This window comes from Polaribacter huanghezhanensis (assembly GCF_030444335.1).
GTDB classification, from domain to species: domain Bacteria; phylum Bacteroidota; class Bacteroidia; order Flavobacteriales; family Flavobacteriaceae; genus Polaribacter; species Polaribacter huanghezhanensis.
Genome location: NZ_CP128595.1, coordinates 1,651,440 through 1,677,253 on the forward strand (window position 1 = coordinate 1,651,440; position 25,814 = coordinate 1,677,253).

Below are 25,814 nucleotides of genomic sequence, written 5' to 3' on the forward strand. Positions count from 1 at the left end.
CGAATACGTTCATTCTAAAGATCATATAAAAATGGAAATACCCGAAAACGAACAGTTTAGAGATCGTATTGGTACCGTCAATAAAGAAGGGAAACGTTCTTGGATTTTTCCAAAAAAACCTAGCGGAAGGTTTTATAAATATAGAACTTATGTAAGTTACTTTTTATTAGCTTTTTTCCTTTCAGCACCATTTATTAAAATCAACGGAAATCAGTTTTTATTGTTCAATGTTTTTGATCGTAAATTCAATGTTTTTGGATTTCCTTTTTGGCCACAAGATTTTTACCTGATGGTAATCTCTATGATTATTGGAGTTGTATTTATCATTTTATTTACCGTTGTTTTTGGTCGGATTTTCTGTGGATGGATTTGCCCGCAAACTATTTTTTTAGAAATGGTTTTTAGAAGAATTGAATATTGGATTGATGGTGATAGAGGAAAACAAATAAGACTGAGTAAACAACCATGGAATGCAGAAAAAATTAAAAAAAGAGCTTTAAAATGGTGCCTCTTTTTTATCATCTCTTTTTTAATTGCCAATGTGTTTCTAGCGTATTTAATTGGTGGAGATACTGTTTTAGAATATATAACAGGTTCTCCGTTTGATAATTTAAACACGCTAACTTCCTTATTAATTTTTACGGGAGTTTTCTATTTTATATTCGCTTGGTTTAGAGAGCAAGTGTGTATTATCGCTTGTCCGTACGGAAGATTACAAGGTGTTTTATTAGACAATAAAACCATTAATGTTGCGTACGATTTTGTAAGAGGAGAAAAAACAGCAGGAAGAGCTAAGTTTAAGAAAAACGAAGACAGAGAAACTTCTGGAAAAGGAGATTGTATCGATTGTTTTCAATGCGTTCATGTGTGTCCAACAGGAATTGATATTAGAAATGGTACACAATTAGAATGTGTTAATTGCACCGCTTGTATCGACGAATGTGATGACATGATGGAAGCAGTTGGACTTCCAAAAGGGTTAATTCGTTACGCAAGTGAAGACAATATTGAGAAAAAAACGCCTTTTAAATTCACGGCAAGAATAAAAGGGTATTCTGCTGTATTATTTATTTTAGTTGGCTTGTTGGTTGGAATGTTATTTTTAAGAAATGATGTAGAAGCAACCGTGTTAAGATTACCGGGGCAATTATATCAACATAAAGAAGGAAATATCATTAGTAATGTATATACTTTTAAAGTAATCAACAAAACAACTAAAGATATTAATGATGTCAGTTTTAAATTGATATCACAAAAAGGAACAATAGAATTGGTTACGCACAAAGATTTTGTGGTGCCAAAACAAGGTTTAGCGCAAGGAACATTGTTTGTGGAAATTCATAGTTCCTTAATGAAAAAAGAGAAAATAGAACTTAAAATTGGAGTGTATAGCGGAGATACATTAATTGAAACTACTAAAACCAATTTCTTAGGACCAAGAAGTTATCGTTAATAAAAGAATATAAAATAATGAAGATTAAATTAAATTGGGGATTTGGAGTTGTGCTTGCTTTTATAGGCTTTATTGGTTTTATTCTATACTTTGTAATAGCAATGAGTTCTGATAAAAAATACAGTTACGATTTAGTAACAAAAGATTATTACAAGCAAGAATTAAAATTTCAAAAAAATATTGACGCCATAAAAAATGCCAAAAATTTAAAAGAAAATATAAAAATAGAACAGATAAAAGAAGGGATAAAAATTATCTTTCCAAAAGAATTTAATCCAAAATTAATCACAGGAAAAGTGTTTCTATACAGACCATCTAATAAACAATTGGATTTTGAAATGCCTATTGCACTTTCAGATTCATCTTATTTGCTCATGCCTGACAAACGTTTGTTGGGTGGTCGTTGGAACATTCTAGTTGATTGGACGTACAAGCAACAGAGTTACTTTTTTAAAAAAGAAATTTTCTACTAAATGTTGTTTTCGGCAATTATTTTTGGACTTTTAGGTAGTTTTCATTGTATTGGAATGTGTGGTCCAATTGCTTTTATGTTACCAGTTGATAGAACAAATAACACCAAAAGAATCTTGCAAATTTCTGTATATCATTTTGGGAGATTATTTACCTACGGAATTTTAGGGTTGCTTTTTGGTTTCTTAGGAAAAGGATTTTACCTTTTCGGATTTCAACAATATGTATCTATAGTAATTGGTGTTTTAATGATTTTAATGGTGGTATTGCCTAAAAAAACAATCAATACCTTTAGTATCACAAAACCGATTTATAAATTATTATCTGGAGTTAAAAATAGATTAGGAAAAGAATTGAAAAAGAAAAAAACAGATACTTTTTTTACGATTGGTTTCTTAAACGGATTTTTACCTTGCGGATTGGTGTACATGGCAATTTTTGCTTCCATAGCAACTGGTAATGTTGTTGAAGGAAGTTTGTATATGGTTTTATTTGGATTGGGAACAATTCCGTTAATGACCGCTTTTGTGTATTTAGGAAACTTTACAACAGGCTTGGTTAGAAAAAGAATTCAACAGTTTATTCCTGTTGCAGTTGTCGTAATTGCGGTATTATTTATTTTACGCGGAATGGGATTAGGAATTCCGTATGTTTCTCCAATTCATGTTCACGAAATGGTTGCAGGAAGTCAAATGTGTCATTAATTTAGTTAGAAAGTTAGAAAGTTAGAAAGTTAGAAAGTTAGAAAGTTGCAAAGGGGCAAAGGCTCAAAGATGCAGAGTTGCAAAGGCTAAAAGAAGTGAAATTTTGATATTGTAAAGAGTGCAAAATTTTTATTTTTGATAACTGATAACTGATAACTGATAACTGATAACTGATAACTGATAACTGATAACTGATAACTGATAACTGTTACTTCTTCCTTCCCCAATACGTTGCTAAAATCATTCCAGAAAACACATCCCAGATTCCCCAAAAAGCAGCTAATAAAGCCATTCCGCCCAAACCTTCAAAGAATCCAAAGATTAATAACAATCCTAACCCACCATTTTGAATTCCGGTTTCCATAGAAATTGTTTTCCGATCCTTTTTGTTTAGTCCAAAACTTTTAGCGGTATAATACCCAATGATAAAAGCAAAAATATTATGAAAAATTACTAAGAATAAAACCAAGTGTATATAATTCATAAAGATGTCTAAATTTTGTGAAAAGGCGATAAAAATAAGTGCTACAAAAACCAACATAGAAAGAGGTTTTAATACTTTCTCTATTTTTTTAGCCATTTCAGAATGATAATGTTTGATCAACATTCCGCACACCAAAGGAACACCAAGAATTAAGGAAACCAATTTAAAAATATCATACGGATTTAATTCTACTGTTTTTAAAATAGTAGCAGTTGGTTCGTATAAACTTCCCCAAAATTCTAAGTTAAACGGAGTCATAAAAATACAAATCAGCGTTGCAAAAGCAGTTAAACTTACTGATAAAGCGGCGTTTCCTCCAGCCATTTTACTGTAAAAGTTAGAAACATTTCCACCGGGACAAGCGGCAATCATCATCATTCCTAATGCAAAACTTGGATGTGGTTTTATAATTAAAATTGCTAAAAATGTTGCTGCAGGTAATAAAATAAATTGTGATAAAACGCCCACAAAAAGTATTTTAGGACTTTTAAATAGACGCTTAAAATCATCCATTGTAATTCCTAATGCAACACCAAACATAATGATACCAATTGCAATATTCAACACCCATAATCCGCTAGAATCAAAATGGATTTTAATGTCGTCTATGTTGGTAGTTTGATTAGTGTTTAAAAGCATATTCTATATTTAATGTCACCTTGAGCGGAGTCGAAAGGTAAAAAAGATAAATCTCGACTCCGCTCGATTTGACAATTTGATTATTGTTTAAAGGCATATTCTATAATATTTGAACCCATTTTTAACGCTTTTTCTCGCACTTCTTTTGGGTCGTTGTGTACACTAGCATTTTCCCAACCATCGCTTAAATCAGATTCGTAATCGTAAAAACAAATCAATCTTCCTTCATAAAACAACCCAAATCCTTGTGGAGGTTTTCCATTGTGTTCGTGAATTTTTGGTAATCCGTTTTTAAAAGTAAATGTTTGATTGTATATAGGATGGTTTTTAGGAATTTCTTGAAATTGTAAAGCCGGAAAAACTTTTTTCATTTCTCTGCGGATATATGTATCTAATCCGTAATTATCAGAAATATGTAAAAATCCGCCAGAAATTAAATAATCGTGTAGGTTTTTGGCTTCATCTTCAGAGAAAAAAACGTTTCCATGACCGGTCATAAAAACGATTGGATACTTAAAAACATCTTGATTCCCAACCGTAACGAAAGTTGGGTTTTTCTTAATTTTTGTGTTGCTATTTGTGTTCGAAAACTCAATTAAATTGGGTAATGCAGTTGGATTTGCATACCAATCTCCGCCGCCATTGTATTTTAAAACTGCAATTTCTTGTGCATTTGTAAAAATTGAAAAACTAAAGAAAATGAAAATAAAAAAATGCTTCATTAAGTAATTAGAAATTGAATTTGAAGCAAGATAAGGAATTGAAATAAAAAGGTACATAAAAAAACACCATATTAGCAATAATATGGTGTTAGTGTAAGCGCACTCTCTCTTTCATTCTGAAATTTCAAACTTCAGTAATATTTTATTCACCTTCTCCAAAATGATAACCTCCACCAGTTTGTTGAGTAACATTGAATATTCTTGATAGCCAAGGTCCATAACCACAAGTATTATTCTGCCTTGCCTTTATAGTCATATAACCTAGAGTTAATGGCTGTATCATTATCTGTCCACTTGTACTTGGTCTTGTTAATGAGTATTGAACATTCCAATTCCAATTAGAACCTCCTGGATATTGTGGAATCCACATTCTTGTCCAATTTTGTAAATATAAACTCCCAAATTCATTACTAGTTGGGTGAACTTCTATAGTTCCGTTAGTATAGCCATAAGGAACACCTACTTCTACATTTTTTGTAATCGAAGTCCCATTTAACTCAGCTTTTACCCATCCTGTTCCTGAAGAATTAGCATAGGTAGCTTCAGCAGTAATACTAGAACCATTATTTGAAACAATATTTATATTAGGAGAAGCTGTCCATGTAATATTTCCAACACAAGATGAGCCTAAAGTAGTAGTAAATGTTGTTGTTAGATTATTACAAACATTAGTAGTGCCTATAATCGTTGCATTGGTAGGTAAATATAGTGATGAATTTTGACTAATTCCTTGTAATTCATTGAATAACCAATCTTTACTTTTTTGAGTGAAAGAAACATGTGCAGTATTGTTTTCTTCTCCATAATAACTATCAAAAGGTGTTTGATTACTACAAACTAAATCTTTGTTAATAGGCTGTTGCCAATTAGAAAAACCATTAGTGTCTAAAGCAGAATGAGTTGGAATAAATGAATGAGGAATAACCAAACCTTCTTCTGTATTTGGTACATACATTTTTCTTCTTATAGGTGTTCTTAGGTTAAATAAAAACGCACCAGGTATTAACCAATTTTTAATACCAGTTCCATATGTTAATTCTCCAACGATTTCTTCTTTTAGATCATTTCCAACATTAAAAAGACCTCCAGGTGTTGTATCTAAGCTGCCTTGCCAATTTGTATTTGTTTTGCTAAAACTTTGACTACCACTTCCAAATGCAGAAATATCATAAACCATTCCTTGTTGATTGTATGCATGTTGATAGTTGTTTTTAATACTAAATAGGTTTATAGACCAATTAAAGAATAAAAAAGATAAATCTACATAGCCTCGCATATCTAAATAGCGTTCGCCTACAGAAGCTTCTCTTTTTCCTGTCAACGACCCATTTACCATAGCAATATTTCTAGATTTAGTTGGATAACCGTTAGAGTTTGGTAAACCATTTGCCTTTAATGCTGTTTGATAATTTGTGAAATAAGGAGATTTTGTACTGCTAAATGCATAATCATAATGGTCAATTAGCATTTGTTTTGCGGCTGGTGAACGTAATTTATCATTATATTGTTTTTTTGCGCTTTCACTCTTTTTAACATAACCTAAATAATGAATACTTCCTTGTGCAGCTAAAGGTATGTTGGCTCCTTGGTGTGGACTATCCATACTTAACCATAACCTTGTATTATGATCCCAAACAGAACTGTTTGTTTCTTGTTCTTTTTTTTCCATATAAGCCAATGCAAAACGGGTTATTTGTCCGCCCATACTTGGGCCAACTACTACTAGTTTTTCTGTACTGTTGTTTTGGACTAATTTTGTGTTTACTTCTTGTATAAAAGAAACCAAACTCATGGCATTACGCTCTATATAATCTGCACCATAATCATGTATTACTTCTTTGTAATCATGAGCTGCTCGCTCTGTTGGTAAATTAATGATAATGACATCGTAGTTTTCTTTTTGTAGTTGTTTAACTAAATTATCATTTAATTCTGGACCAAATTTCATTAATTTATAAATTGATTCATAATCTGAAGCATTAAAATCACCGTTAGCATCAGCATTTAGTTTTTGGCAAATGGCATCACAATCTTCCAGCTCAATACGTCTTGTATCTCCAGGGTCAAAACCATCAATTACAATAAATGGTTTTTTTATACGAGAAACACCACAGTTACCCGATTGATTATTATCACCAAAAAATATTTTGTATTCTAATTGTCCATATTTTTGTGAAGCTTCATCCCAAGCTTTATATGGAATTGTAGACGTGTATGGTGTTACATTGGTTTTTATACAGTTTTGAGCTACTATTTTGGGTAATAACGTTTGTGGATTGTTAAGTGTTATTTCTGCATAGGTAATAAGGGTACTATTATCTTGGTACGTAATGGTAAATGTAAATTGTTTGTTGCCAAATGTGGTATAATTTACAGTTGCAATAGTATTGGTGTTAACACTATTGTTTACCAGTGTATAATTGGTATTGGTATCAAAATTAGCAACCAATGTTTTTATGGGCTTATTTCTATTAAAAAACAAGGAACTCTCTAACTTAAATTGTACAGTTCCGTTATTAGTTGTTGTAATTATTTCTTGTTGTGGACTAATTAAAGTAATGTGTTTTGTAAATACAGAAGGTTTACCAGCAATGGGTTGAAAAACACCATTTACTAGATGCAATCCACCATTGCTTTCATTTTCTTCATCATAAAATAAAAAATTAAAAGAGGTATTAATTACTCCAACATCTATAAGTGGGGTTGTAGAACCACCTTTTGCAGCAAAGAATTGTTGTTTGTTTGATTTTAATTGTTCTGATGACAGAAACAGTGTTTTATTACTAGCATAATATAATTCTGTTAATGCTTGTGTATAAGAACTAGCATTGGCAATGTTATGATCTGGAGTGTTGAAATTATATAGACTACTAAAGGGAGTTACTTTGCTGTATAAAATACCGGTTGTAATTTGTGATGAAATATTTTGAAGCGCTTGTGCCCAAAATGTTTGCTCTTGTTGTTCAATTTGTTGTGGTGTTGGAGGTGCAGTTTGTGCTTGTATTTTTAATGGAAGTATCATTAAAATGATACAAAGAGTAATTTTTTTCATAGTTTTGATTGTTAAATATTAATAAATTAGCGTTTGTTGTGTTTAACGTTTTTAAGAGGTTGTTGGCGCAGCCTCTTTTTAAATTATCTAAATCTTGTTGTATTTATAGTTTTTTTATTAAAGTCAAATCTTCCTTCAGTAATTTCAATATAATTATTAGAAATGTCTCTATTTTTTAACCTACAATAAAATGTACCTGAAATAACTTCATCATCATATCGTGTAATAATAATTTTACCTGTACCTTCAATTGACCCATAAAATCCTTGATGATGTATTGCTTGTATATATACAATATCTGGATGAGTAGGAGCAAACCCACCAATAATAGTTTTAACTTCATACTCCCCAATTTTCAAACTTTTTAGATTAGGTATTTTAATAGCAACTCCACCAGTTGAGGTATATTTATCTGATGCTTCAATCCAGTCTGTGTCACCTCCGTATAAATATTCAACTCCAGTCGGTATTCCGCCAAGCTGGCTTTTTCTACTATCTCTAGGAATCATCACTACTCCATTAATTTTACAGCCAAAGGTATTTGCGCCTGTTTGTGTAATTGGGGGTAGTTCTGGATTCCAAGTATCTCCATCAGATATTTTTGAGCAACCACATGCTGTTATAATAAACAGTGTAATTACTGTTACTATTTGCATTGGTTTTTTTAAAATTGCTTTTTTGTGTTCGTAATTTTTCTTTGAAAAGTTCATTTTAATATTGTTTTGAGGGTTATTGTTAGTTGAAATTACGTAGAATTAAAGTTCTAAGAGTCCAGTATTCTTTGATTTGTAGATTTTCGGACTCATTTGTTTTTAGGCTACTGATTGTTAGTTGTTTAAGGAATAATGTTTTTTGTTGTTTTTGAAATTCTGGACTCATTTTATTTCTCAAATGTTATTCCGACGATAGGAGGAATCTCTTTTAAAAATTTATAGACATCTATTTTTTAGATTCTTCACTCCGCTACGCTGTGTTCTGAATGACAAAGTAAAAAGAAAGTAATTTTTTTCATAGTTTTAGATTGTTAAATATTAATAAATTGGTTTTTTGTTGTATTTAATGTTTTAAGCAGTAGTTGCAGCTACTGCTTTTATTTATTTACAGTATTTAAGTTAATGTCAAACCTTCCATTAGTTATTTCGATAATATCATTTTCATCATCTTTATTTTTTAACTTTACACTAAAAGTTCCTGAATAGATTCCATTAGTAATATCTAAACGAGAAAAAACTAGACTACCCGAACTATTAAATGATCTATATTGACGATTTTCTAAATCAATAAGACTGTATATGTGAGCATTGGATAAATTAGAGGTTTCACTTCCATCACTTGTTCCAATAATATGATTTTCTTGATTGTTTTTTAGAGTAGGAATATATATATATATATATAAGTCTGAGGAGAGTTTTTGGCGTTTGTAGCTCTAATAAGCCATTTGTCATCTCCATTGTTCTTAATGAAATTTTCACCTACTTTTACTTCTAAACTTTTCCTACTCCCACCAGGTGTAGAAGAATACGACGTTTTAGGGACAAATGCTCTACCATCTACAATTGCACCAAAAGTATTGGCTCCAGTTTGTGTAATTGGAGGTAGTTGATCTTGGTCATCACTTTTTGTGCAGTTTATTAAGGTAAATGTTATAAGGAGTAGTGCGATTGTTTTTAAAATTTGTGGTTTCATAATGATGTTGTTTTGAGGGTTATTATTTTTTAAAATTAACTAGAATAAAATTTTTAAGAGTCCAGAATTCTTTGATTTGGGGAATACCGGACACATTTATTTTTAGTTTGCTGATTTTTAACGCTTTTGTGTTTTTTTGATGTTTTTGAAATTCTGGACTCATTTTATTTCTCAAATGTCATTCCGACGATAGGAGGAATCTCACTAATGTAGTTGTAGTTTTGTTTGAGATTTCTTAACCGTGAAAAACTCATTTAGCAATGACAATGTAAGTTTAATTTACTTTTCCAAAGACTTCTGATATTCTGTAGGTGTTAAGCCAGTATGTTTTTTAAACGTGTAGTAAAAAGTAGATTTAGAATTGAAACCAGATTCTAAACCAATTGCAGTAATTGTATAGTTTATATAATCTGCATCTATTAACAATTGTTTTGCCAATTCAATTCTAAACTCATTAATATAATCATTAAAATTTTTAGTAGAAAAATGGTTGATAATAGTTGATAATTTTGATGCATTAATATCAACTTCATTTGCTAAAGAATCAATATTTAATTTAGGCTCTGTATATAGTTTTTTATCATTGATAAGTGTATTGATTTTATCAAACAATAATTTTTCATCTTCTCCTTTTTCATCATTGTTTTTAGAATTAACTTCTTTAATTAATGATTTAAAATTTAATTGCTTACGCAAATTCTCTCTTTCTTTAAGAAGTCGTAATTGAAGTATTGCTTGATATCCGATCCAATAAATTAAAACGGTGGTTAAAACCCGTAAAGGGTAATACGAGTAAATAAATTCTTTAAAATTTAACGCTACAGTAATTGCTAAAGCAACAATCCAAAATACATAAGTTAATAAGCCTAATTTAAAAAACGTGTAAATCCATTTTAAGTTATCAAACGATAAAACCTTGGTAAATAACTTGCTTTTTTTTGATAGAATTTGAAAAGAATACACAAAAATAATTAGAGAAACAATCAAGCTAAAAATTTCTTCTAAAGAAGTGTATTTTTCAAATAAAAAAGCAACGTCTGTTGTGTTTTTATCACTAAAAAAAGAAACAAAACCAATGCGTATGGTAATTATTAAAGCGAAAATTGGTAGAACAATTTTTAAAATATTTTTACTGTGCTTTTCAATTTTTAAATAATTAATTAAAAACATGTAAAAAAATGGCGCAATTAAAAAATGCCAAGGAATATGTATATAATCTAAAAAGAAGTATTCTATAAAAAAATCTTTAGCTAAAATCCAAGACTGAATGTTGTTTAGAGAAATTGTTAACACCAATAAGTTGATGAACACCATGCTTTTTTCTCTTCCGTTTTTAGAAAAAAGAATAATAAAACAAAATAGAAAACCGTGCAACGCACTAATTAATAAGAATAAATTAAAAATTGATTCATGGGAGAAACTCATCGTTAGCAATTTATGAATGATAAATATACTAAAATTTTTTACGAACTCAATTCATTAATCAAAGCCACAGTTTGTGCTGCAACAATACCAGCAGTTTCTGTACGCAATCTGCTTTCTCCTAAAGTAACTGGAATGAACTTATTTGTTAGTGCTTTTTCAATTTCAGTTGGAGAAAAATCACCTTCTGGACCAATTAAAATCAGAATATTTGTTTTTGGTTTTATCGTTTTCGCAAAAGATTTTTTATCCAATTCTTCACAATGAGCAATAAACAAATCACTTTCAAATTCTTGATTTATAAAATCGGTAAACTTAATCGGTTCATTTAATTTTGGAAGTACAAACTTTAACGATTGTTTCATGGCAGATTGCACAATTTTTTCTAAACGATCTGTTTTTAAAACGGTTCTTTCTGAGTTTGAGCAAATAATCGGAGTAATTTCATCTATGCCAATTTCTGTTGCTTTTTCTAAAAACCATTCCAATCTATCGTTGTTTTTTGTGGGTGAAATGGCAATATGTAACTTATAGTTCCAAGGTTTTTGTTTTGCTTCTGAATTCAGAATTTCCACCAAACATCTTTTGTCATTTGCTAAAATGATTTTCACGGTAAACAATTCGTTTTTTCCGTTGGTAATGTGTAAAATATCTCCGTCTTTTTTTCGCAATACTTTTACAATATGTCTGCTCTCCGTTTTATCGAACGTAAACTGAGCATCTGTAGAAGAGATATCTTTATTATAAAATAATTGCATTTTTAAGTTTTTAAGGTTCAAAGGTTCAAAGGTTCAAAGGTTCAAAGGTTTGATTTTTTGTTGTTTTGTGTGATTAAAATTTTTAACTTTTCCTAATTCCTAATTCCTAATTCCTAATTCCTAATTCCTAATTCCTAATTCCTAATTCCTAATTCCTAATTCCTAATTCCTAATTCCTAATTCCTAATTCCTAATTCCTAATTCCTAATTTATAAGTTCTACGTCTTTTGTGTGTAACTGGATTAAAATTTCTCCAAATTTTATGGATTGCCTCATTGTCTTCTAACTCTGGAGTTCTAATCATTTCTTTCACGCCTTTTGCAATACACACTTTGGTATATTCATCAAAAATAATAGCGGTTACACCTTTGTTTTTGTAGCTGTCTTCAACTCCGATTAAATATGAAGTGACTGTTTTCGGATTTTTACGAGCCTTTAATAAATGGAAAATTCCGAACGGAAATAATTTTCCGTTTGCTTTTTGAAGCGCTTTAGAAAATGATGGCATAATAATAGCAAAAGCGACTAATTTTTTATTTTCATCCACCACAAATTTTATAAATTCTGGATTGATAAATCCGATGTAACGTTTTTTAAAATGCTCAATTTGTGTGTTAGAAATCGGAACAAAAGAAGATAATTTTGAATAGGTTTTACTAAATAAATCAAACATCTCATCCACATAAGGCATAATGTCTTTTGTGTTTGTGAAATTTAAAGCGGTAAGTTTATATCGGTGTTTTACAACAGCAGAAATTCGTTGGTAATATGCTGCATCAATATTGCTAATTAGAAATTTATTTTCTAAATATTCTTTCTCTTTTGTGTATCCTAATTTTTCTAAATGCTCTTTGTAATAAGGCTGAGAATACCAGGTAATCATAGTTCCGATATGATCAAAACCTTCAATCAAAACACCCACTTTATCTAAGTTAGAAAAGCCAACTGGCCCTTCAATATATGCTAGGTTATTTTGAAAACCAATTTCTTTCACTTTCTCCAATAAAATTTCACTAACTTCTAGATCATCAATTACATCAAACCATCCAAAACGCATTTTTTGAATGCCTTGTTTTTCAGTTTCATATTTGTTGATGATGGCTGCGACACGTCCAACAATTTTTTCGTTTTTAACTGCGATAAAAAAACGAGCTTCTGCATGTTCAAACGCCGGATTCTCATTTTTGTCTAGCGTGTCTAATTCGTCTTTTATTATTGGTGGAACCCAATATGGATTTCCTTTATAAAGCGAAAAAGGAAATGCAACAAATTGCTTTAATTCCTTTCTTGTAAAAAGTTCTTTAATGGTAATCATAGGTTAAATATACAAAAGGCTCAATTATTAATTGCCATTTTTAGTATTGTCTTTCTTTTTTTTCTTACGTTTTAAAAAACTAAAAAAGCCTCCTTTTTTCTTTTTAGCTTTTTGTATTGTAGACTCAATTCTTCTACGAACTGGTTTTTTGCGATTGTAATTATTATTGATTTTTTTTGCTTTCTTTTTAAATTTAAAGAAATCAAGGAGTCTTCCAAAGAATTTTTTCCTTCTTGTTGATACAGGTTTTTCGGCTACAATTATATTTCCTTTCTCGTCCAACAAATCAAATTTTGGAATATGTCTGTCTAAACGAAACGAAAATCCAAGTCCTGCATAAAACTCGGTTGTTTTTCCATTAAAATTTAACCGAGTTGAAGCATCAACCTGAAAATGTCTGCCCGATAAATATGCAATTCCTGTTCCGAAATTAGTGTTGGTTTGATATGTATTATAACGTCCTTGATGTTCTAAAAAAGTGCTCCAATCATCATTAAAAGCGTAAGTTCCTGTAATAATATAGGAGAATTCGGAATACAAGCTTCCAATATAATCATAATAAATGTTGGTAATAATATTTAATTTTTCGGATAGATTATTTTGTAGTAATATGCCAAATTTAGGCGTTAAACCTTCGAGTTTATAAATGTCGTTTACCAAATTTGTGTTGATTCCAACATAGATGGCTACAGAGGGAATCGCTCTTTTCCAATCAAAAGCATGTCTGCGTTTCCAACTTCTAACTTCTTTAGATTTGTCTTCGTATTTTTGATGAAAAACTAAATATTTTGCTCCGAAAGACAATTCGCTAATTCCTGTTGTATTGTAAGAAGATGTAAATACATTTTTAAAAGCTACTTTGTCTTTTTGAAGTGTAAAATTTGTGTTGAACTCTAGTTTTTCATCAAAAAAACTGGTTCTAAAAACCATGTTATAGCCAAATGAATTTGGAATGGTAAAAGTTCTTACAATTTTAGAAGAATTATAAAAAAGCCCCGTTTCAAGTTGATAAATACCCGTTCCAACACTATACGGACTTTCAGAAAAACCAGGTCTGTTGGAGTTGATTACATTTGTGTATTGAGCATTTAAAAGATAACTGCTACATATAAAAAAGAAAAAAAGAATCTTTTTAATCATATTCATTTTTGGGGTAATTCGTCAACGATGCGCTATCTTTTTGCAGATAAACACAAACATACAGCAAAAAAATCACACGTCATATTTAAGAAATTGCTTTTTTAAACATTCGCAATGTTTTTTGTATCATCTTAACGTTTAAATTGCTGTCAAATTGTTACTTTTGGAGTAATTTTTACAATCATATAAAACAATTACAATACAAATGGGTTTATTAAGAACAATACTGTTTATTTTACTCTTTTATTATGGGTTTAAGATGATATCTAGATATGTGCTTCCTTTTTTCTTAAAAAGATTTATAAATAACGTTCAAGACAGAGCAAATCAACAATATCAAAAGCAACAGCAGCCAAATGTAAAAGTTGGAGAAACGATCATTGATAAAAAGCCAAATACAAATAATCAAAGCAATAATTCTGTTGGAGAATATGTTGATTATGAAGAAGTAGAGTAGGATGAAAATAAAAAAAACCTTTCCATATTTAATCGCAATTTTAATTTTTGTAATTGCATCAGTTTTATACTTTAATCCTGTTTTAAAAGGACAAAAAATAAAACAAAGCGACATTACTCAGTTTAAAGGAATGTCTAAAGAAATTGCAGATTACAGAGTAGAAAAAGGGGAAGAACCGTATTGGACGGGTTCGGCTTTTAGCGGAATGCCAGCGTATCAATTAAGTGCGTATTATCCGAATGATTATATTAAAATGTTAGACAGTACGTTGCGTTTTTTACCAAGACCAGCAGATTATGTTTTCTTATATTTCTTAGGTTTTTTCTTGCTTTTATCAGCCTTAAAAGTAGAATGGAAATTAGCCATTTTAGGCGCTTTGTCTTTTGGTTTTTCTACCTATTTAATTATCATTTTTGGCGCGGGGCATAATGCAAAAGCGCATGCAATTGCTTATATGCCAATGGTAATGGCTGGTGTTTTATGGGTTTTTCGAAAAAAATATTTACTCGGATTTGTTATTGCTGCTTTAGCAATGGCATTAGAAATCAACTCCAATCATCCACAAATGACGTATTATTTAGGATTTACGTTATTAATTTTGGGAATTGTAAAACTAATTGATGCTATTCAAGAAAAAGCATACAAACCTTTTATAAAACAATCAGTAGTTATTGTTTTTGCAATGGTTTTAGGGCTTGGTGTAAATTCTACGCGTTTATTAGCGATGAAAGAATATGCCAGTTTTAGTACTCGAGGTAAAACGGAATTAACAATTGAACCAAATGGTGCGCCAAAACAAGTTACAGAAGGTTTATCAAAAGAATACATTACAGAATATAGTTACGGTTTAGCAGAAACAATGAACTTATTTATTCCGCGTTTTATGGGCGGCGGAACCTATGAAGAGTTAGGGAAAAACTCTAGTTTTTACGAAACTTTAAAATCGCATCCACAAATTGGTCCAGTACAAGCATCGCAAGCCTCAAAACAAGTGTTAACCTATTGGGGAGATCAAACAATTATAGAAGCACCAGCGTATATTGGAGCAGTAATTGTTTTTTTATTTTTGTTAGGAATTTTTTTAGTTAAAGGAACGCTTAAAAAATGGCTGGTTGCAGCAACAATCTTTTCAATTGTGTTAAGTTGGGGTAAAAATTTTGAAATTATTACCAATTTATTTATCGATTATGTGCCTTTATACAATAAGTTTAGAGCAGTTTCATCCATCCAAGTAATTGCAGAAATTTGCATTCCGTTATTAGGAATTTTAGCCTTAAAAGAATTCTTTTCTAAAGAAATTTCTTCAGATGAAAAGAAGAATGCATTAAAAAAAGCATTTTATATTTTAAGCGGAATTGTAGTTTTCTTTCTGATTTTTGGATCCAATTTATTTTCTTTTGAAGGATTTAGAGATACTAATTATCAGCAAATTCCTGGTTTGGTTGAAGCGTTAATTTCTGACAGAAAAGCAATGTTATTTGACGATAGTTTACGCTCATTAATATTGATTTCAATTTCGTTTGCAATTTTATGGTTTTTCCTTAAAAACAAATTGAATCAAACCAAATCAATTGTTGCATTTGCCGTCATCATTTTATTTGATTTAGTTTCTGTAGATATCAATTATGTCAATAAAGATTCGTTTGAAAAAGCAAGAAATATCGAAAAACCATTTCAATTAACGGCTATTGACAAACAAATTTTAAAAGATAAAAGTTATTACAGAGTTGCCAATTTTCCAAGTCCGTTACAAGACGGAAGAACCTCGTATTTTTTCAATTCTATTGGTGGTTATCATGCTGCAAAGATGGGGCGTTATCAAGAGTTGTTTGATTATCAAATTGCAAAAAACAACATGGAAGTTTTAAACATGTTAAATGCCAAATATTTTATCATTCCAGATCAAAAAGGAAACAAATCTGTACATGAAAATCCAGATGCAAATGGGAGCGTTTGGTTTGTGTCAAATCTAAAATTAGTGAATTCTGCGGATGAAGAGATAAAGGCATTAGACAGTTTAAAAACGAAAACAGAAGCCGTAATTGATGCAAGTAAATTTAAAGTTGAAAATAATTTTAAAAGAGATTCTCTAGCAACAATTAAACTAACAAAATATGATGTTACAACATTAACGTATGAGTCTAGTGCTGCGAAAAATCAGTTTGCGGTCTTTTCTGAAATCTATTATAAAGATGGTTGGAATGCGTATGTTGATGGAAAATTAATGCCGTATTATAGAGTTGATTATGTATTGCGCGGAATGGAAATTCCTGCAGGGAAACACACCATAAAATTCAAATTTGAACCGACAATCATAAAAAAAGGAAATACGATAACATTAACATCTTACTTCTTGTTGTTGATCATTCCGATTGGATGGTTTTTTTACGAAAAGAAGAAAAAATAGAGGAACTTTATGAATATTGGAATGCTATTGAACGGAAATTATCCGGCAGATATTAGAGTTCGTAAAGAAGCTGAAACCTTAGTGGAAAATAATCATTCTGTTTTTGTCTTGTGTAAAAAAAATGCTGATGAAAAAGAATACGAAGTTGTTAATGGCGTTCAAATTATTCGAAAAATTGAATATAAAAATTTAGCGCACGAAGGCATCATTGATGTCATTGCTTCTGTTGGTTTTGTACACCCTTTTTTTAAAGACGAATTACCTTATTTTATCAAAGAAAATAAAATTGAGGTATTGCATGTGCACGATTTACCCTTGGCAAAAACTGCTTTTTTAATGGCGAAAAAAAAACATTTAAAAACAGTCTTAGATTTACACGAGAATTATCCTGCCGCTTTAATGACATGGTTTTCTTGGCGTAAAAATCCAATTATTAGATTAAAAAATAGTTTGTTTTTTAGTTATAAAAGATGGCGAAAATACGAATCTAGAATCATTAAAAAATTTGATATTTTAATTGCTGTTGTTGATGAAATGAAACAACGATTAATTGAGCAACACAACATTTCTGAAAGCAAAATTGTGATTGTTCCTAATTCAGAAAAAAAAGAATTTATCAAAAATTTTGACGATTCAGCTTCGAATTATTTCAGCAATTTAGAAGATAAATTCATCATTTCTTATGTTGGCGGATTTGGTCCGCACAGAGGTTTACACACTGCTATTTTAGGAATGAAAGCAATTTCTATGAAAATTCCAAATGCTTTTTTAGTGTTGGTCGGACCAGCAAATAAGGATGTTAGAAACCATTTACAAAACATCATCAATCAAAATAAGTTACAAGATTTTGTTGAAATAAGAGGGAGAGAACCTTTTAAAAACGTGGTGAATATTATGAAAAATTCTTCTGTAAATATCATTCCGCATATTTCTAACGAACATACAGAAAGTGCTGTTCCTCATAAGTTTTATCAAATTTTGTTATCAGGAAAACCATTATTGGTTTCTGATTGTGCTCCAATGAAAAGATTGATACATCAATTTGAAATTGGGACGTGTTTTGAATCTGAAAATCCGCAGAGTTTTGCAAATGCAATTGAAGAAATTCATGCTGATTACGATGTTGCCATGCAAAAAGCAAAGAAAGGAAATGACGAATCTTTAAATGGTGAACTTAATTGGGAATTTACTTCAAAAAACTTAGTACATTTATACAATAACTTAGGTAATTGAAAGTACTAATTATAACATATTATTGGCCGCCTTCTGGCGGTTCTGGAGTGCAACGTTGGTTGAAATTTGTAAAATACTTACAAGATTTTGGAGTTGAACCTGTTGTTTATACGGTTGAAAACCCAAAATATCCAATTTTAGATGCTTCTTTAGAAAAGGAGATTCCGAAAAATATCACCATTTTAAAAGAACCAATTTGGGAGCCAAACAATATTTTATCATTTTTTAAAAAGGAAAATACACAACAATCTGCAGGATTTTTAAATCCAAATCCGACTTTTTTTGGAAAAATATTACAATATATTAGAGCCAATTATTTTATTCCTGATGCGCGTAAATTTTGGATACAACCTTCGGTAAAGTATTTAAAAAAATATCTATCAGAACATAAAATTGATGCAGTAATAACTTCGGGCCCGCCGCACAGTTTGCATTTAATCGGATTGGAATTAAAAAAAGCATTGAACATCAAATGGATTTCAGATTTTAGAGATCCGTGGACAGAGATTGATTATTTTGAACAATTGCCATTGACCAAAAAATCAATTCGACTGCATCAACAATTAGAGCAAGAAGTTGTAGAAAAATCAGATGCTGTTTTAGTTGTCGGACAAACAATGAAAGAGAATTTTTCTAAATTCTCTAAGAATATTCACGTCATAACAAACGGATTTGACAACGACATAGATTCTACCTCAATAACTTTAGATAAAAAATTCACCATTACACATGTTGGTTTGATGAATGCAGATAGAAACCCAATTTCGTTATGGAAAGCAATTTCTGATATTTGTAATGAGAATGCTGATTTTACAGCTGATTATGAAATCCAATTTGTAGGAAAGATAGCCTCCGAAGTTCGCCATAGTTTAGAAGAATATCAAATAAAAAAGGTGTTAGATGTTGGTTATGTTTCGCATCAAGAAGTAACCAAATATCAACAAAAAGCGCAAGTTTTATTGTTGGCAGTAAACAATGTAAAAAGCGCAAAAGGCGTTATTACAGGAAAAATATTTGAGTATTTACAAGCAAAACGTCCTATATTAGCTATTGGGCCAACAAATGGCGATTTGGCAGAGATTTTAAAGGAAACAAATGCAGGAACAATTGTAAATTTTAACGATGTAGAAAATCTAAAAAAAGAAATTTTACAATTGTATAGTTCTTTTAAAAACGGAAATTTAGAATCAAAATCTAACAATATAGAGCACTATCATCGCAGAAATTTAACTGAGAAATTAGCACACATCATTAAAGAAACCGTTTCGTAATTTTTATGAAAAAAATAGTAACCATTTTAGGAGCAAGACCACAATTTGTAAAAGCTGCAGTTTTAAGTAGAATTATAAAACAGCATCAACAAATAGAAGAAATTATTATTCATACTGGTCAACATTTTGACGCGAATATGAGTGCTGTTTTTTTTGATGAAATGGAAATTCCAAAACCAAAATATAATTTAGCAATAAATAGTTTAAGTCATGGCGCAATGACTGGACAAATGTTAGAGAAAATTGAAGCTGTTTTATTAGATGAAAAACCAGATGCTGTTGTTGTGTATGGAGATACAAACTCAACCATTGCAGGTTCTTTAGCGGCTAAAAAACTGCATATAAAAGTAATTCATATAGAAGCTGGTTTACGTTCTTTTAATATGAAGATGCCAGAAGAAATCAACCGAATTTTAACAGACAGGATTTCTGATTTGTTGTGTTGTCCAACAGAAACTGCCATCAAAAATTTACACAATGAAGGTTTTGATAATTTGCCAATCAAAATTGTGAAAAATGGCGATATTATGAAAGATGCAGTGGAGTATTACAGCAAAACATCCGCAGAAAAATCTTCTATAATTGCTGATTTAGAGTTAAATAAAAACGAATTTGTGTTGGCAACAATTCATCGACAAGAAAACACAGATGATGTAGAGAAATTAAAATCGATTTTTGCTGCGTTAGAAGAAATCAATAAAGAATGTCCTGTTGTTTTACCTTTGCATCCTAGAACAAAAAAAATATTAGTACAGCATCATATTCAACCAAAAATCACTTTGATAGATCCTGTTGGTTATTTTGCCATGTTAGAATTATTAAAACATTGTAAACTCGTAATTTCGGATAGTGGCGGATTACAAAAGGAAGCATTTTTTAATAAAAGAAATTGCATTACTGTAAGAGAAGAAACCGAATGGATTGAATTGGTAGAAAACGGTTTTGCAGAAATCGTTGGAAGCAATCAATCTAAAATTATACATGCATTTCACAAGTTTAAAAATGCAAAAATGGATTTTAATAAAGAACTTTATGGGAATAGGGTTGGAGAAAGTATTCATCAATCTATTTTAACATTGTTAACTAAATAAATTTTTCATTGGGAATTGTTTTAAATCAATCGTTTAAAAACACAATTATCACTTTCGGAGCATTCGGAATTGGTGGTGTAAATGCGTTGTTTTTATATACTAATTTCTTAACGGACGAATATTATGGTTTGGTTACTTTTTTATTATCAACTGCAAATTTGTTGATGCCTTTAACTGCTTTTGGTGTACAATATTCTATCGTTAAGTTTTTCTCGTCGTACACTTCTAAGCTAGAAAAAGATAAATTTTTGAGCTCATCTTTGGTGTTTCCATTGCTAATTGCATTGCCATTTGGATTTTTTGGAACTGTATTTTACGAGCAAATTAGCAACTATTTGTCTTTAGAAAACCCGATTATAAAAGAGTTTACTTGGGTTATTTATTTAGTGGCAATTGCAACCGCGTATTTCGAAATTTTTTATGCTTGGGCAAAAGTGCAAATGCAATCGGTTTTTGGAAATATTTTAAAAGAAATGTTTTCTAGAATAATTGTAATGATTTTGTTAATATTAATTTTTTTTAAAGTTATTGATCAAGTTGAATTTATTTATTATTTAACCGGAGCTTATTTTATTCGCGCACTTATCATGCTTTTGTATGCATTAAAATTATACACGCCAAAGTTTACTTTTCAATTGCCAGAAAATTATAAAGAAGTATTTAAATACGCTTCGTATATCATTTTAGCAGGTTCTGCAGGAGCAATTTTATTGGATATTGATAAATTTATGATTCCGCAAAAAGAAGCAATTGCGTACACAGCATATTATTCTGTCGGGGTGTATATTGCATCCTTATTAGAAGCTCCAGGAAGAGCGATGGCACAAATTGTGCAACCAATTACCGCAAAGGCTTTAAACGAAAATAATGCACTAGAAATTAATAAATTATACAAAAGCACATCCATTAATTTAGTATTAATCTGCGGATTGTTTTTCTTGCTGATAAATCTAAATATCAGTCAAGGATATTTATTGATTGATGAAAAATATTCTCAAGGAATTTGGGTTGTGTTTATGATTTCTGTAGCAAAATTATACACAATGGCATTGGGAAATAACGGCGCAATCATTTCGAATTCTAAATACTATAAAATTTTATTACCATATTCTATTGCAATGGCGTTGGCTGTAATTATTTTAAATAATTGGTTTATTTCTCTTTATAGAATGAACGGAGCAGCATTATCTACATTAATTGTTTTATTGTTTTTTAATACAATTAAGATTTGGTACGTAAAAAAGAAATTCAATATTCTACCTTTTACGATTAAAACAATCTATTTGCTTTTGATTTTAGTAGTTATATATGGCTTGTTTTTCTTTTGGGATTTTAAATTTCATCCACTAATTAATATCGGATTAAAAGGAACTTTAATAACTGTTTTGTACTTGGTTAGTATTTACAAATTAAAGATTTCTTCTGATATCAATACGATCATCAATAAGTTTATAAAAAGCAATCAATAGCATCTGCAAGAATGTGTAATAGTAATCCAATCGCTAAGATTCTAGATTTTTTCCAAATCAATAATAGAAAATAAATTGCAATTGCAATATAACTGTGTAATGGATGAAAATTAATACTACATCTGTTCGGGTCAAAAATGGGGTTTGCCAATAAATGATCTACATCTATAAACATCGTTGCAATAAAAATAAGGTACACTTTTTTCCAGTTTTCTTTAAAAAACGCACCTGCAATTATTGCAGGAACAATAAAGTGAAAGCTATAATGTACTAGAAATTTTAATTCCATTTTGTAAAAATAAAAAAGACTTGTGGTTAAACAAGTCTTTTTTTTAATAAACAACTAGGGGATAGTAAATTTATCAAGGAACATTCTTCTGCCAAAGGTAGAAGAATATCTAATGTTAGTAGTTAACATATGTTAAGAGATCGTTTTATTTAGAATACAACTCTTTTCTAATTCTACTTAATTACACAGGTGTTATATTTAAGAATGATGCAATATGGTATTGTTGTATTAAATTATTAATATTTGGAATGTCTTTTTTTAATTTGATATACCTTTCAGTAGCATTTAATAAAGAAAGATCAAAAATCCTTTTTTCAGTTCTAATAAAAACACTTTCTAAAACTCTATTGTAAAATAGTGCTAAATCGTGATGTTCTTCTGTAGATTTTATAAAAGCGGTAAAATCGCCAACTAATATTTCTGCATCTGTTAAGCAATCGTAAATTGCACTTGACGGTGTTTTTGTGATTAACGAAGACAATGATCCAGAAGTAGTAACCGGAGTGTAAATAGTTCTTATATGTTCTTTTCCTTTAGAATCCCGCATAAAACTTCTTAATACACCAGTTTTTAAGATATAGAAGTTTGTAGGGATTTCTCCAAGACTTACAATAACATCACCTTTTTTAAAAGATTTTAATTGGATGTACGATTCAAAAATTTGCCTAGATTTTTTTGATAAATCAGGCGAATATGCGCTTAAAAATTTAGAAACAAAATTCATGCTATTATTTTGATTCACCCAAAGTTAAAGTATTATTTTCTAAAAAACTAATAGTATTTGGTCCTTCCATAAATAATAAATCTAAAATAGAAAGGTTTTTTAGAAACCCAAATTTGTCATCAAAAGTCTGAATATAGGTTTTAAAATTACAATTATGTTCTTGTTTTGCATTGGCTAATAAACGATAATCATTTTTGGCATCAAGTTGATATTCTGCGGTCTTTTTATATTCTTGATTTATTTGTAAAGCATCCGTAATAAAAAGATACGTGTCAGTATTTACGTCTAATAAGTATTTGTATTTTTTTGATAAAATGGGTAGTAAATCATCTTCGTAAAATTCAAAAAAAGGGGAGTTTCGATACGCAATTTGTATCGATTTTAAATGCTGACTTTGCCAAGAAACCGTATTGTCTACTAAAGTGTCTTTTGTCTTTTTTTTAGATGAAGTTGAAGTGTGTTTTACAGGAATGTTTAGTAATTGTTTTCCGTTTGGGCCATAAATATAGCACCGATTTCTATAGGTTTGCTTCTGATAATTGTCTTCTGTTTCAAAAAGTACTTCGTCTGAATTTACAATCGCAATATATTGCGAAATAGGAGAGAAGTAAGTTGGTAAAAACAACGACATTTATTTGGTTACTTTTTTCTTTTTACGGTAATAATTTATTACAAAATAACCCATTAAAACTACTAAAAAAGCTTTAAAATAAGAAACTGGTTCTCCGCTTCCACCAACAGTTGTAAACATTCTGTCCCAACGAATAGAAGCTAATTTTGCAAATCCTTTTGCATTTGGATCCCAACTTAACCAAATAAAAACTGGTTTTCCAACCACATGATCAAACGGAACATAACCCCAATAACGTGCGTCTAAAGAGTTTTGTCTGTTGTCTCCCATCATCCAATAATAATCTTGTTTAAAGGTGTAAGAAGTGATTTTTTTACCATTTAAATAATAGTTGTTGCCAACGATTGATAAATTATTACGCTCGTATCTTCTTATGATTTGCTCATAAAAAGGCATCGATTTTTCATTTAATTCAACTTTATCTCCTTTTTTAGGAATATAAATTGGGCCATAATTATCTTGACTCCATAAATAGTATGGACTGTGCGGAAATAAATCTTTGTTAAATGTTCCTTTAGGTTCTAATTTTTTTACAACACTTTTTACAATTGGATTGTTTTTAATGAGAGCAGCTTCTTCATCCGTTAAATTTAAAAGAAATTCTCCTTTCTCATTTGTAACTAAATTACCATTTCTATCTCTATAAGCTTCTCTAATATTATATCTATTTAATGCTCCTCTACTAAATTGTTTTCCCCCGGTATTAACAGCAAATATATATTGAGTTTTTGCTCTGTCTGGCAACACCGTTCTTTTTCCATTTATAAATACATAACCATCTCTTACCTCTAAAGAATCTCCAGGAATACCAACTGCACGTTTTACATAATTGGTTTTTTTGTCGATTGGTTTGTATGTAAATTTTCCAGAATGATCTCCCCACATTAAATTTAAAGAATCCGCAGGCCAACTAAATACAACAATATCGTTGCGTTTAATTTTTTGAATTCCTGGCAAACGCATATACGGAAGCGATAATTTGTTTAAAATCGAATTTTTATCTTTAGAATTTGAGAGGTACGATTTTCCTAAGAAAGGCAAGGTGTCATGAACCATTGGAGCAGCAACTGTTGTCATCGGAACTCTTGCTCCGTAATGAAACTTACTTACAAATAAGAAGTCGCCAACATACAATGTTTTCTCTAATGATGATGTAGGAATTGTGTATGGCTGCATAAAATAAGTATGCACCAAGGTAGCTGCAATAATTGCAAAAGTGATAGAACTAATCCATTCTCCAAGCGCACTTCTTGGCTCTAAACTTCGGTCTTTTACATATTCGTTTTTAGAAAAATAATTGATGTAAAATAAATAAAAGCCTAAAGTTGCAATGGCAAGAATTGTATCTGGTTTTTTATGATGACTAAAACTTCTACAGGTTTCTACCCAAATTATTGGAAACATTAATAAGTTTACAATTGGAATAAACAATAAGATTGTCCACCATTTTGGTCGATTTATAATTTGCATTAATACAATTGCGTTGTAAATTGGTACAATTGCTTCCCAAGCTTTTCTTCCAGCTTTTATGTATAATTTCCAAGTAGCTAAAAAGTGGATTGCTTGTATTGCTAAAAAGAATAAAAACCATTCTGTAAATGTCATAATTTGTGTTTTTTGATTGTTTTCTTATTAGAAAACGTCATCGTAATATTAGTTTATTAGTTCGTTTTACTGAAAAATGTTACATTCTTTAACCTATGTTTAACACATCTTTCATTGTAAAAACGCCTTTTTTATTTAGAATCCATTCTGCAGCAATCACTGCTCCCAAAGCAAATCCTTTTCTATTATGTGCTGTGTGTTTTATCTCAATTGCATCAACTTCTGATGCGTAATTTACAATATGTGTACCTGGAACATCGGCAATTCTTTTAGAAGTTATAGGAACAATTTCTTCGGATGTTTCTCCGTCTAATTTCCATGATGTTTTAGAACTATTTTCTATAATTCCTTCTGCCAATGTAATTGCTGTTCCGCTTGGTGCATCTAGTTTTTGTGTGTGATGAATTTCTTCTAAAGAGATTTTATAATCACTTAAAGAATTCATCATTTTTGCCAATTGCTTGTTGAGTTCAAAAAAAATATTGACTCCGATGCTAAAGTTTGATGCATAGATAAAAGCGCCATTTTTATCTTTACATAAAGCAACAATTTTATCATATTTTTCTAGCCAACCAGTTGTTCCAGAAATTACAGGAACTTGGTGTTCAATACAATTCGAAATGTTGTTGAAAGCAGAATTTGATACACTAAAATCGATAGCAACATCCGCAGTTTTTATATCATAAGAACTATCAGAACTTGTTTTAAGCACAATTTCATGCCCTCTTTGTAAAGCAATTTTCTCAATTTCTTTACCCATCCTTCCGTATCCTAATAAAGCTATTTTCATC

22 protein-coding genes and 1 pseudogene are annotated in these 25,814 nt (G+C 30.3%); 9 read left to right on the top strand and 14 right to left on the bottom strand.

Features of this window, described 5'->3' with window-relative positions; genetic code table 11:
- Nucleotides 1-31 precede the first annotated feature (31 nt).
- Genes ccoG through KCTC32516_RS07835 form a run of 3 tightly spaced genes read left to right on the top strand, consistent with a single transcriptional unit; the run spans nucleotide 32 to nucleotide 2,628 of the window.
- Nucleotides 32-1,453, top strand: coding sequence for a cytochrome c oxidase accessory protein CcoG (gene ccoG / locus KCTC32516_RS07825; protein WP_301399866.1), 1,422 nt, complete (start codon nucleotides 32-34; stop codon nucleotides 1,451-1,453).
- Between the two features lie 17 nt (nucleotides 1,454-1,470).
- Nucleotides 1,471-1,926: a FixH family protein gene (locus KCTC32516_RS07830; RefSeq protein WP_366911120.1), complete on the top strand. Its 456-nt coding sequence runs from the start codon at nucleotides 1,471-1,473 to the stop codon at nucleotides 1,924-1,926.
- Nucleotides 1,927-2,628: a sulfite exporter TauE/SafE family protein gene (locus KCTC32516_RS07835; RefSeq protein ID WP_301399867.1), complete on the top strand. Its 702-nt coding sequence runs from the start codon at nucleotides 1,927-1,929 to the stop codon at nucleotides 2,626-2,628. It abuts the gene before it with no gap.
- A gap of 208 nt (nucleotides 2,629-2,836) precedes the next feature.
- Here the strand turns inward: KCTC32516_RS07835 and KCTC32516_RS07840 are convergent, their stop codons facing one another.
- From KCTC32516_RS07840 to KCTC32516_RS07880, 9 genes and pseudogenes are all read right to left on the bottom strand, one after another.
- A complete protein-coding gene (locus KCTC32516_RS07840) occupies nucleotides 2,837-3,751 on the bottom strand; it encodes a bile acid:sodium symporter family protein (protein WP_301399868.1) in 915 nt (304 codons plus the stop codon).
- An 80-nt stretch (nucleotides 3,752-3,831) separates the two neighbouring features.
- Nucleotides 3,832-4,473, bottom strand: coding sequence for a DUF4159 domain-containing protein (locus KCTC32516_RS07845; RefSeq protein WP_301399869.1), 642 nt, complete (start codon nucleotides 4,471-4,473; stop codon nucleotides 3,832-3,834).
- Between the two features lie 142 nt (nucleotides 4,474-4,615).
- Nucleotides 4,616-7,525: an alpha/beta hydrolase gene (locus KCTC32516_RS07850; RefSeq protein WP_301399870.1), complete on the bottom strand. Its 2,910-nt coding sequence runs from the start codon at nucleotides 7,523-7,525 to the stop codon at nucleotides 4,616-4,618.
- An 83-nt stretch (nucleotides 7,526-7,608) separates the two neighbouring features.
- The gene (locus KCTC32516_RS07855; protein ID WP_301399871.1) at nucleotides 7,609-8,235 is read right to left on the bottom strand and encodes a Riean_0653 family protein; all 627 of its coding nucleotides are present in this window, start codon (nucleotides 8,233-8,235) and stop codon (nucleotides 7,609-7,611) included.
- A gap of 380 nt (nucleotides 8,236-8,615) precedes the next feature.
- A pseudogene (locus KCTC32516_RS12175) lies at nucleotides 8,616-9,211 on the bottom strand (Riean_0653 family protein).
- Nucleotides 9,212-9,490: 279 nt separating this feature from the next.
- Nucleotides 9,491-10,636: a helix-turn-helix domain-containing protein gene (locus tag KCTC32516_RS07865; protein ID WP_301399873.1), complete on the bottom strand. Its 1,146-nt coding sequence runs from the start codon at nucleotides 10,634-10,636 to the stop codon at nucleotides 9,491-9,493.
- A gap of 38 nt (nucleotides 10,637-10,674) precedes the next feature.
- The gene (locus tag KCTC32516_RS07870; RefSeq protein ID WP_301399874.1) at nucleotides 10,675-11,391 is read right to left on the bottom strand and encodes a 16S rRNA (uracil(1498)-N(3))-methyltransferase; all 717 of its coding nucleotides are present in this window, start codon (nucleotides 11,389-11,391) and stop codon (nucleotides 10,675-10,677) included.
- Between the two features lie 190 nt (nucleotides 11,392-11,581).
- Nucleotides 11,582-12,706 (bottom strand): GTP cyclohydrolase, encoded by a 1,125-nt coding sequence (locus tag KCTC32516_RS07875; RefSeq protein ID WP_301399875.1) that lies wholly within the window; start codon nucleotides 12,704-12,706, stop codon nucleotides 11,582-11,584.
- Between the two features lie 27 nt (nucleotides 12,707-12,733).
- On the bottom strand, nucleotides 12,734-13,852 hold the full coding sequence (locus KCTC32516_RS07880) for a transporter (protein ID WP_301399876.1): 1,119 nt from the start codon (nucleotides 13,850-13,852) through the stop codon (nucleotides 12,734-12,736).
- A gap of 253 nt (nucleotides 13,853-14,105) precedes the next feature.
- On the opposite strand from KCTC32516_RS07880, the gene KCTC32516_RS07885 reads away from it, so the two are divergent.
- From KCTC32516_RS07885 to KCTC32516_RS07910, 6 genes are read left to right on the top strand one after another with little or no spacing between them, the layout of a single operon-like run.
- Nucleotides 14,106-14,303: a DUF4834 domain-containing protein gene (locus KCTC32516_RS07885; protein WP_301399877.1), complete on the top strand. Its 198-nt coding sequence runs from the start codon at nucleotides 14,106-14,108 to the stop codon at nucleotides 14,301-14,303.
- A 1-nt stretch (nucleotide 14,304) separates the two neighbouring features.
- Nucleotides 14,305-16,710, top strand: coding sequence for a YfhO family protein (locus KCTC32516_RS07890; RefSeq protein ID WP_301399878.1), 2,406 nt, complete (start codon nucleotides 14,305-14,307; stop codon nucleotides 16,708-16,710).
- A gap of 9 nt (nucleotides 16,711-16,719) precedes the next feature.
- The gene (locus KCTC32516_RS07895) at nucleotides 16,720-17,943 is read left to right on the top strand and encodes a glycosyltransferase (RefSeq protein WP_301399879.1); all 1,224 of its coding nucleotides are present in this window, start codon (nucleotides 16,720-16,722) and stop codon (nucleotides 17,941-17,943) included.
- Nucleotides 17,940-19,214, top strand: coding sequence for a glycosyltransferase family 4 protein (locus KCTC32516_RS07900; RefSeq protein WP_301399880.1), 1,275 nt, complete (start codon nucleotides 17,940-17,942; stop codon nucleotides 19,212-19,214). The genes KCTC32516_RS07895 and KCTC32516_RS07900 overlap by 4 nt, the downstream gene beginning before the upstream one ends.
- 5 nt (nucleotides 19,215-19,219) lie before the next feature.
- Nucleotides 19,220-20,305, top strand: coding sequence for a non-hydrolyzing UDP-N-acetylglucosamine 2-epimerase (gene wecB, locus KCTC32516_RS07905; protein WP_301399881.1), 1,086 nt, complete (start codon nucleotides 19,220-19,222; stop codon nucleotides 20,303-20,305).
- Nucleotides 20,306-20,313: 8 nt separating this feature from the next.
- A complete protein-coding gene (locus KCTC32516_RS07910; protein WP_301399882.1) occupies nucleotides 20,314-21,774 on the top strand; it encodes an oligosaccharide flippase family protein in 1,461 nt (486 codons plus the stop codon).
- Here KCTC32516_RS07910 and KCTC32516_RS07915 read toward each other — a convergent pair.
- The 5 genes from KCTC32516_RS07915 to dapB form a co-directional block, all read right to left on the bottom strand.
- Nucleotides 21,755-22,063: a DUF6122 family protein gene (locus tag KCTC32516_RS07915; protein WP_301399883.1), complete on the bottom strand. Its 309-nt coding sequence runs from the start codon at nucleotides 22,061-22,063 to the stop codon at nucleotides 21,755-21,757. The genes KCTC32516_RS07910 and KCTC32516_RS07915 overlap by 20 nt on opposite strands.
- Nucleotides 22,064-22,244: 181 nt before the next feature.
- The gene (locus KCTC32516_RS07920; protein ID WP_301399884.1) at nucleotides 22,245-22,787 is read right to left on the bottom strand and encodes a Crp/Fnr family transcriptional regulator; all 543 of its coding nucleotides are present in this window, start codon (nucleotides 22,785-22,787) and stop codon (nucleotides 22,245-22,247) included.
- 4 nt (nucleotides 22,788-22,791) lie between these two features.
- Entirely contained in the window at nucleotides 22,792-23,418 is a 627-nt protein-coding gene (locus KCTC32516_RS07925) for a WbqC family protein (protein WP_301399885.1), read from the bottom strand.
- A complete protein-coding gene (gene lepB, locus KCTC32516_RS07930) occupies nucleotides 23,419-25,023 on the bottom strand; it encodes a signal peptidase I (RefSeq protein ID WP_301399886.1) in 1,605 nt (534 codons plus the stop codon).
- 88 nt (nucleotides 25,024-25,111) lie between these two features.
- Nucleotides 25,112-25,813, bottom strand: a complete 702-nt coding sequence (gene dapB, locus KCTC32516_RS07935) for a 4-hydroxy-tetrahydrodipicolinate reductase (protein WP_301399887.1) — start codon at nucleotides 25,811-25,813, stop codon at nucleotides 25,112-25,114.
- Nucleotide 25,814 lies beyond the last annotated feature (1 nt).

Coding starts and splice junctions, on each gene's coding strand:
- ccoG (WP_301399866.1), top strand. CDS start 32: ATGGAAATACCCGAAAACGAACAGTTTAGAGATCGTATTGGTACCGTC.
- KCTC32516_RS07830 (WP_366911120.1), top strand. CDS start 1,471: ATGAAGATTAAATTAAATTGGGGATTTGGAGTTGTGCTTGCTTTTATA.
- KCTC32516_RS07835 (WP_301399867.1), top strand. CDS start 1,927: ATGTTGTTTTCGGCAATTATTTTTGGACTTTTAGGTAGTTTTCATTGT.
- KCTC32516_RS07840 (WP_301399868.1), bottom strand. CDS start 3,751: ATGCTTTTAAACACTAATCAAACTACCAACATAGACGACATTAAAATC.
- KCTC32516_RS07845 (WP_301399869.1), bottom strand. CDS start 4,473: ATGAAGCATTTTTTTATTTTCATTTTCTTTAGTTTTTCAATTTTTACA.
- KCTC32516_RS07850 (WP_301399870.1), bottom strand. CDS start 7,525: ATGAAAAAAATTACTCTTTGTATCATTTTAATGATACTTCCATTAAAA.
- KCTC32516_RS07855 (WP_301399871.1), bottom strand. CDS start 8,235: ATGAACTTTTCAAAGAAAAATTACGAACACAAAAAAGCAATTTTAAAA.
- KCTC32516_RS07865 (WP_301399873.1), bottom strand. CDS start 10,636: ATGAGTTTCTCCCATGAATCAATTTTTAATTTATTCTTATTAATTAGT.
- KCTC32516_RS07870 (WP_301399874.1), bottom strand. CDS start 11,391: ATGCAATTATTTTATAATAAAGATATCTCTTCTACAGATGCTCAGTTT.
- KCTC32516_RS07875 (WP_301399875.1), bottom strand. CDS start 12,706: ATGATTACCATTAAAGAACTTTTTACAAGAAAGGAATTAAAGCAATTT.
- KCTC32516_RS07880 (WP_301399876.1), bottom strand. CDS start 13,852: ATGAATATGATTAAAAAGATTCTTTTTTTCTTTTTTATATGTAGCAGT.
- KCTC32516_RS07885 (WP_301399877.1), top strand. CDS start 14,106: ATGATATCTAGATATGTGCTTCCTTTTTTCTTAAAAAGATTTATAAAT.
- KCTC32516_RS07890 (WP_301399878.1), top strand. CDS start 14,305: ATGAAAATAAAAAAAACCTTTCCATATTTAATCGCAATTTTAATTTTT.
- KCTC32516_RS07895 (WP_301399879.1), top strand. CDS start 16,720: ATGAATATTGGAATGCTATTGAACGGAAATTATCCGGCAGATATTAGA.
- wecB (WP_301399881.1), top strand. CDS start 19,220: ATGAAAAAAATAGTAACCATTTTAGGAGCAAGACCACAATTTGTAAAA.
- KCTC32516_RS07915 (WP_301399883.1), bottom strand. CDS start 22,063: ATGGAATTAAAATTTCTAGTACATTATAGCTTTCACTTTATTGTTCCT.
- KCTC32516_RS07920 (WP_301399884.1), bottom strand. CDS start 22,787: ATGAATTTTGTTTCTAAATTTTTAAGCGCATATTCGCCTGATTTATCA.
- KCTC32516_RS07925 (WP_301399885.1), bottom strand. CDS start 23,418: ATGTCGTTGTTTTTACCAACTTACTTCTCTCCTATTTCGCAATATATT.
- lepB (WP_301399886.1), bottom strand. CDS start 25,023: ATGACATTTACAGAATGGTTTTTATTCTTTTTAGCAATACAAGCAATC.
- dapB (WP_301399887.1), bottom strand. CDS start 25,813: ATGAAAATAGCTTTATTAGGATACGGAAGGATGGGTAAAGAAATTGAG.